This is a genomic window from Pseudomonas sp. RIT-PI-AD (assembly GCF_025642785.1).
GTDB lineage: Bacteria > Pseudomonadota > Gammaproteobacteria > Pseudomonadales > Pseudomonadaceae > Pseudomonas_T.
The window spans coordinates 1-1,119 of the sequence record NZ_JANZKU010000064.1 but is presented as its reverse complement, the minus strand read 5'-3'; the positions used below and the strand labels follow the sequence as shown (position 1 = coordinate 1,119).

Here is a 1,119-nt window from a genome sequence, read left to right as displayed (position 1 = left end):
GTGGAGATCGAGCTTCCGGGCGGCGCCAAGCGCTACCTCAACGGCCAATGCATCCATTTCAGCGCGGTGGGCAAGCAGGGCCGCTACTACCTCTACGAGGCCCAGGTCAAACCCTGGCTGTGGTACGCCACCCGCCGGACCGACTACCGCATTTTCCAGCAGAAGACCGTGCCGGACATGGTCAAGCAGGTGCTCGCCCAGTACCCCTTCGAAACGCGCTTCGTCCTCACCCGCAGCTACCGCACCTGGGAATACTGCGTGCAATACCGCGAGAGCGACGCCAACTTCGTCATGCGCATGCTGGAGAACGAGGGCATCTGGTTCTGGTTCGACCACAGCTCGGGCGAGCACGCCCTGGTGATCACCGACGACATCGGCGTCTGCCATCCTTTTCCGGGCTATGAAAGCGTGCCTTACTACGGCCCCGACTTCACCTATCCGGACAAGGACCACCTGGACAACTGGGCGGCCGGCGGGCGGGTCAAGCCGGGCAAGTTCATGGCCCACGACTACAACTTCACCATGCCGCGCTCGGAACTGGCGGTGCAGCGCGACACCGCCGCCGAGCATGCCCACGGCAGCTACGACGTCTTCGATTACCCGGGCGGCTACACCAACCTCGACGAGGGCGAGTTCTACGCGCGCATGCGCCTGGAAGAGTTGCAGAGCGCCCACAAGCGCGGCCACGCGGCGGGGCGTGCGCGGGGCATGGCGCCGGGGCGGCTGTTCACCCTGGAAAACCACCCGGTGGGCAGCCAGAACCGCGAGTACCTGATCGTCGCCACCGACTACCAGTTCAGCGACAACGACTACGAGTCCAACTCCAGCTCCGACAGCCACGTGCTGCGCATCAAGCTGGAAACCCACCCGTCCGACCTGCCGTTCCGGCCCGAGCGGATCACCCCCAAGCCGCAGACCATGGGGCCGGAGACGGCGGTGGTCACCGGGCCGGCCGGGCAGGAGATCTACACCGACGAATTCGGTCGGGTGAAGGTGCAGTTCGTCTGGGACCGCTACGGCAAGAAGGACGAGAACAGCTCCTGCTGGATCCGGGTTTCCCACCCCTGGGCGGGGTCGGGCTTCGGCGGCGTGCACATCCCGCGGATCGGCCAGGAAGTG

General features: G+C 65.8%; 1 protein-coding gene. It reads left to right on the top strand.

Annotated elements, in window-relative coordinates; all coding sequences use genetic code 11:
- Nucleotides 1-1,119: type VI secretion system tip protein TssI/VgrG (tssI, locus tag OGL92_RS22030; protein WP_263148012.1), on the top strand; the 1,119-nt coding region annotated here is incomplete at both ends.